Origin of the sequence: Bacteroides stercorirosoris, assembly GCF_900142015.1 — a bacterium.
GTDB lineage: Bacteria > Bacteroidota > Bacteroidia > Bacteroidales > Bacteroidaceae > Bacteroides > Bacteroides stercorirosoris.
The window spans coordinates 166,860-173,379 of the sequence record NZ_FQZN01000010.1; the positions used below are offsets into that span (position 1 = coordinate 166,860).

Consider the following 6,520-nt stretch of genomic DNA (forward strand, 5'->3'; position numbering starts at 1 on the left):
TCACAAATTATAAAACTTATGAAACGAATATTCTTTTTATTCCTGCTCATGACTTCCATGACAGTCATGGCACAAGAAAGCATCCCGCAAGACACCACTCTTTACCTCAATGGCCGCAAAGTTGTCATCAAGGAGCGTGACGGCAAAATCAAAGTAAAGATGTACGAAGCCAAGGCTGAAAATGATACCATAGAGAATACACAAGTGTTTGAAGGTGTATATCTGGACGGCCGCAGTATCGAACGGACTACTACCGTATCCGTACCTTTCATGAAAAAGAAAAAAGGCAACTATCGCTTCGATCCGCATTATCCTGCCTTTTACTTTGGCTTCGATAAGCTGGCAGGCGGCAAGCTTCAATATTCCGCCGAGGTTCCACAACTCGGTTCCAAGTCCTGGGAATGGGGTATCAACCTATTCAATACCGGGGTTTCCATCACCCGGAACAATCATTGGGGACTCACTACTACTCTTGGCTTGGCACGCATCGTCCATAAATTAGATGATAATTATGGTTTCGAAAAAGTGGACGGTATCACTGTCTGCCGCCCGGCCGAAGACGTAGACTATCAAAAAAGCTGGCTTCGCTATTGGGCTTTCCGCCTGCCCGTCAGCCTGGAATGGCAGACAAAATTCGGTAGTCGCCGCGCCTTTCTTGCAGCCGGTCCGGAAGTGGAATGGCGTGTGGGAGTTAAATCCAGAGCCAAATATGATAATAAAAAACATACATTGAGTGATAAGTTAAATACCCATCCGCTTGGATTGAATCTGTTATTACAGGCAGGTTACGGTTGTCTGGGATTCAATGCCCGTTTCGCACTCACTTCTCTGTTTGAAAAAAATAAAGGCCCCGAACTCTATCCGGCTTCTATAGGTGTAGGCTTATATTGGTAAATCCATCTCTCAAGATGAAAAAAATCGTCTCCTGAGATAAAAAAATCCGTTCCGTGAGACAAGATAATCCGCCTCCTGAGATAAATCTTTTCATCTCAGGGGACGGATTTCTTTGTTTCCGGTAATCGCTCACGATCTTGGAGAATACCAAAAACATTGTTATCTTTGTCAGTAACTCTAAAAAAACAATCATTTTTATTATGACCAAAGAAGAATTAATGAGAAAAGCGATTGAGCTCTCTACGGAGAATGTCGCTAACGGTGGCGGTCCGTTTGGTGCTGTCATTGCCAAAAATGGTGAAATCATAGCTACCGGAGTGAACCGTGTGACATCTTCGTGCGATCCGACAGCACATGCCGAAGTCAGCGCCATTCGTGCAGCGGCAGCCAAGCTGGGCACTTTCGACCTCAGCGGATATGAAATCTATACTTCCTGCGAACCATGCCCCATGTGCCTCGGTGCCATCTATTGGGCACGACTGGACAGAATGTATTATGGAAACAACAAGACTGATGCCAAAAATATAGGTTTCGACGACTCTTTCATTTATGACGAGATTGCTCTAAAGCCTGCCGACCGCAAACTACCGTCGGAAATATTGCTGCATGACGAAGCTATCAAGGCTTTTGAAGCATGGAGTGGGAAGGAAGACAAGATAGCCTATTAAGAGGCTGTCAACAAGAAGTTAAGAGTTTGTCAGCAAGAAGTCAACTTCTTGTCAACAAGGAATTAACTCCTTGTAAGAGAATCATTTTCAAAGTATTATAAAACAGTAAAATCCCCGAAGTCCTGTGATGCAGGCTCCGGGGATTTTGGTTTAATACACAAGGTATTTGCAATGAAAGGTTATTTGCTTATATGGTTGTTCTTTTAGAAACGCATACCTAAGGTTAATATCACCTGGCTACGCGTATCAGTCAACTTAGCGGCTGCAAGAGGATCTTTCAATCCGCTCGCCGATGAATCAAATGGATAGAAGTCACCTTTCTGCACTGAATATTTGTATGCTAAATCAGCATAAAATGCAGAGCCTCTATAACCGATACCCAACGTATAGTTACTTAACGATTTTAGATTTGTATAATCCGTGTCAGTATTAATAAAATATTCATGATACGCCTTAATAGCATCATTCTTGAAAGCAGAACTACTATAATTATATCCGGCACGCAATGCAAACTGCGGAATTACCTTATACTCAGCACCAATGCGGAATGTATTTACGCCTTTCAGACAGAGTTTGGATTCATTGGTCTGCCACTCCATATTATCTCCATTGTAGTCATAGAACTTCGTTGTCGAGTAGTCTTTATATTCATATTCAGCTCCCAATGCCAACTGAGTTCCCACTGTATATCCCAAACTTAAATTATAAACCCAAGGAGTGTTGATCTTATAATCCTGTTTCATATCTCTATTATCCAGATAATCATAACTATCAACCGTCGTAGTTACAAGCTTGTCTCCTTCATACAATTCCGAAACCAAACGTGCGGAAGTAGCCCATGTCAAATTATAAAAAGTCGGAGTATGTATAGCAAATCCAATACGCAAAGGCGAATCTTCAAACGGACGGACAATGGCACCCAGCTTAAAGTCGAAGCCCGCTCCTGTCACTTTGTTGAAACTTTCCAATGTATATCCGGAACCTGTAGCTTCTCCCTTTTCTGTACGGAAGTCTTCACCATACAATGTATACTTATTATAATTCACATCGTAAGCCCCTATCGTTAAACCAAGATAGAAACGATCATTGAAGTTAAAAGCAACATTAAAATCGAATTGATTTACCCCTCCGCTTTCCCGCGAACGAAATTCGCGTAAATAAGGACGGTCTCCATCTCCCAAGACACTTGTATAAAAGTCATAATTCGTATATAATGGTTTACCATTTTCATCAACAATTGGTTTTCCATCGGCATCCTCAAGTGGATAAGGCGTCTTATCCGTAGTTAGTGACGGACTTATCAGATATCCTTCATATCCCAATGCTGACATCCAACCAATTACATCCGTGTTGAAAGGATTGTTGTTGTCCCACATTGGCTTCGTAATCCCATCGGACATAGCTGCCATCAAGTATGTCTGTGAATGCCCATTCAAGTCCCCTGCCGTAGTCATATTACGGTTGAAAGACTTTACTTTCTGATAATTAAAGGCAAAATTCACATACCGTAATGACGTAACGTTACCAACCTTGGTAGAGAACACAACACCTGCATTGTCAAAGTTCCACCGGTTCTTATCCATATTAAATGACTGCCCGCCATATTTACTTTCTACTCCTGTGCTCGAATAGCCAAATGACGTCATAATATCATTACTGCGATAGATACCGATACCGGCAGGGTTCGTACCGATGGTAGAGATATCGCCACCTAACGCTCCCATTGCCCCTCCCATACCTACAAAACGGGCAGTACCACTTAAATCTTTACTTGCTATATTCGTAGCGTCGTATACCGACTGAGCCCCTGCGCTTACCGAGACAAGCACAGTAAGGGCTGTTAGAATCATTATCTTTCTCATAATTCATTCATTTTTGAGTAAAACACTTACTTATCTTCTTCTTGAGCCGCCACCGCCGCCACCACTGGAACGTGTGGAACCTCCACCGCCACCACTGGAATAGCTACTTCCACTGGAACGGGAACTACTTCCGGAAGAATAGCTGCTACTGGAAGAAGAACGGGTAGAAGAAGGAGTACTATAAGAACGTGAACTACTATTAGTGGAACGATTATTATCATTAGAGTAACTACGCGGAGCTGTTGAACTGCCACGATTATAGGTAGGAGTAGTACTACGTGTTGAAGAACTTCTCACAGAACTACCAGTTCCAGAAGACGACCTCGTTGAACTGTTACGTACAGTTCCTACATTGCTATTGTAAGAAGAACTGCTACGCGTACTGCTCGGACGTGTATAAGTAGAACGTCTTGATGAAGCTGCATCAGTGCGAGTTGACATTCCCGGACGTTGTTCACTTGAAGAACGGGTTCCCACTACCCGACGGGTAGTTGTACTTTCTCCGCGTCTCACTTGTCCACTGGTCCGTCTGGTCGTTACGTCTCTTGTCGTACCGGACACTCTATTTGAACCGGATGTACGCATAGAAGGTGTTGTGCTACGTGTACCGGTGTAACGTCTGTTTGTATATACGCTGCCACCTCCCCAGTGCCCACCTCCCCAGTGTCCACCGCCACCGGGATACCAGCCACCGCCGGGATAGTGATGATGATGGTGATGTCCCCATCCCCAACTCCATCCGCCGTAGAAGCCACCCCAGCCAATACCCCAGCCTCCATAGCCGTAATAAGGCGAATAACCTCCCCAGCCATAATAAGGATAGCCACCCCAGCCATAGGAGTTATAACGCCAATCCCACCATAAGCGGTTGGAGAAAGTGGGGAAAGCATAGGCATACAATCCGTCGGAATATACGTTCCAGTCCCAAGAATTCAGACCATACATGACATCCCAATAATACGGGCTGCTGATGCTCACGGCATAGCGCGGGTTACGGAAACGCACGATACGCATTGCATATTCGTAATCATCTTCCGAACCTTCGAAGCCGTTCACCCATTCACCTTCCGGATCGGGCACTGCTTTTTCTTTAATATATAAGGTATCGTCTTCCATGACGAAATCATTCTCACGCGAATCATAACGACGGTTATATTCGTCTACATCACGTGTGTTTCCTTTACGATCCTGCACTACAACAGTAGTGTTACCCGGCGACGTATAAACCGTAGTCGGTGCATTCGACTTTACTACAATCTCTTCAGCCGGAGCAGTAGCTGTTACCTTTTTCTCCTGCTTCTTTTCCTTCTTATCTTTGGAAGGAACGTAGTAAAGGTCGTCATCTATGCTCTGCGCCGCAACCATCCAGGGAAGGCACAAGGCAAAAAGCGATAAAAAAACAATCTTTTTCATATGGGTGTGGTTTATAGGTTTTACATTAATCCATTTTATCACGTCACAAAGATAGCGATGGGATTTACCGTATACAGGAGAAATTCCCGAAATGATTGTAGGGAATTCCCTAAATACCTTATCTTTAAAGAAGATAAGCGGCATCTCAACATAACTTTTTCATGCAAGCATGAAAGTTCTGCATTCGATTTGCATTATCTTTGCAGATGATAAACAAATATACAAAGAAAGTGGTTCGCCTTATAGAGAAGCTCTTTGTATTTAACAATAAATTGTATTCCAATGAAATATTTAGAATTTACCTTCCGCACTTTTCCCTGCACTGAGACTGTAAATGATGTGCTTGCCGCTGTTTTGGGCGATGCAGGCTTTGAAAGTTTTGTTGAACAGGAAGATGGCATTGCCGCTTACATACAGCAGGATTTGTATGACGAAGCAGCCGTTAAGACGAGTATTGAAGAATTTCCCCTGCCGGATACAAAGATTGAGTATACTTATGCAGAGGCCGAAGATAAAGACTGGAATGAGGAATGGGAAAAGAATTTCTTCCAGCCGATTGTGATTGGTGACCGCTGCGCCATCCACAGCACTTTCCACCACGATGTCCCTAAAACAGAGTATGATATTGTAATCAATCCGCAAATGGCTTTCGGTACGGGACATCACGAAACCACCAGCCTCATTATTGCCGAGTTGCTGGACAGTGACCTCAGTGGTAAATCCTTGCTCGACATGGGTTGCGGCACTTCCATTCTTGCCATCCTCGCCCGTATGCGCGGTGCAACGCCTTGCACAGCTATCGACATCGACGAGTGGTGTGTACGTAATTCATTGGAAAACATCGAACTGAATCATGTTGACAATATTTCCGTATTCCTGGGAGACGCTTCTTCGCTGGAAGGCAAAGGTCCGTTCGACGTAATCATAGCCAACATCAACCGGAATATTCTGCTGAATGATATGGAGCAATATGTACGCTGCATGCAGCCGGGTTCTGAACTCTTCATGAGCGGTTTCTATGTCGACGACATTCCGCTAATTCAGGCGGAAGCCGAACGCAACGGGCTGCATTTTGTGCATCATCAAGAGAAGAATCGCTGGGCAGCCGTAAAATTCAAACTTTAAAACTTATTCATCCCGGGTAGCATCTACCGGAGAAGTCCGGTTGATGCTGCCAGTTCAATTCGGGATATTCCTAAAATAATAAAATTTAAGGCAACTAATTCATTGCGAGTTAGTTGCCTTTTTTGTATCTTTAAGCATTCCCCCTAAAAAACGGTTTGACGGCCAAAACGGGGGTAATCTAAACTAAAAACACATGGTAAAGATACAAAAAATCTCAGAAATCGAACCTCGTTTAGGTTTTACCGAGTTCGATATGCTAAAAAAATATCGTCAAAGTTTTGCTACGAGTGAATTAGGTCGCCTCCATGCTCTGTTTCCTTTCTCGGAACTGGCCCGGGAAATGCATTTGAAGTCCTCTGCTTTGGGGCGTAAAAGTTATTTTTCTCCTGAGGGTAAAATAGCCTTGATGCTCCTGAAGTCCTATACCAACTTTTCAGATTCACAACTGATTGAACATTTAAACGGGAATATTCATTACCAGTTATTTTGTGGTGTTCAGATTGATCCGCTTCATCCACTGACCAATCCTAAAATCGTCAGTGCAATTCGTCAGGAACT

At 43.7% G+C, this 6,520-nt stretch carries 6 protein-coding genes; 4 read left to right on the forward strand and 2 right to left on the reverse strand.

All coding sequences use genetic code 11. The annotated features are described in order from the left end of the window. Window positions 1-18 precede the first annotated feature (18 nt). Together BUC01_RS09585 and BUC01_RS09590 are read left to right on the forward strand one after the other, a co-directional pair. Window positions 19-894, forward strand: coding sequence for a hypothetical protein (locus BUC01_RS09585; RefSeq protein WP_025831630.1), 876 nt, complete (start codon window positions 19-21; stop codon window positions 892-894). 200 nt (window positions 895-1,094) lie between these two features. Continuing rightward, window positions 1,095-1,562, forward strand: a complete 468-nt coding sequence (locus BUC01_RS09590; protein WP_025831628.1) for a nucleoside deaminase — start codon at window positions 1,095-1,097, stop codon at window positions 1,560-1,562. A 203-nt stretch (window positions 1,563-1,765) separates the two neighbouring features. Here the strand turns inward: BUC01_RS09590 and BUC01_RS09595 are convergent, their stop codons facing one another. After that, window positions 1,766-3,424 (reverse strand): OmpP1/FadL family transporter, encoded by a 1,659-nt coding sequence (locus BUC01_RS09595; protein WP_025831626.1) that lies wholly within the window; start codon window positions 3,422-3,424, stop codon window positions 1,766-1,768. A gap of 30 nt (window positions 3,425-3,454) precedes the next feature. Further along, window positions 3,455-4,837 carry a hypothetical protein gene (locus BUC01_RS09600; RefSeq protein ID WP_073313539.1) on the reverse strand — a complete coding sequence of 461 codons (1,383 nt, stop codon included), beginning with the start codon at window positions 4,835-4,837 and terminating at the stop codon, window positions 3,455-3,457. Between the two features lie 282 nt (window positions 4,838-5,119). Here BUC01_RS09600 and prmA point away from each other — a divergent pair, with 282 nt between their 5' ends. Continuing rightward, complete coding sequence (gene prmA / locus BUC01_RS09605) at window positions 5,120-5,962, forward strand: 50S ribosomal protein L11 methyltransferase (protein WP_025831623.1); 843 nt, start codon at window positions 5,120-5,122, stop codon at window positions 5,960-5,962. Window positions 5,963-6,155: 193 nt separating this feature from the next. Next, window positions 6,156-6,520 (forward strand): transposase (locus BUC01_RS09610; RefSeq protein WP_139261844.1); only part of this gene is annotated, 365 nt, incomplete at its 3' end.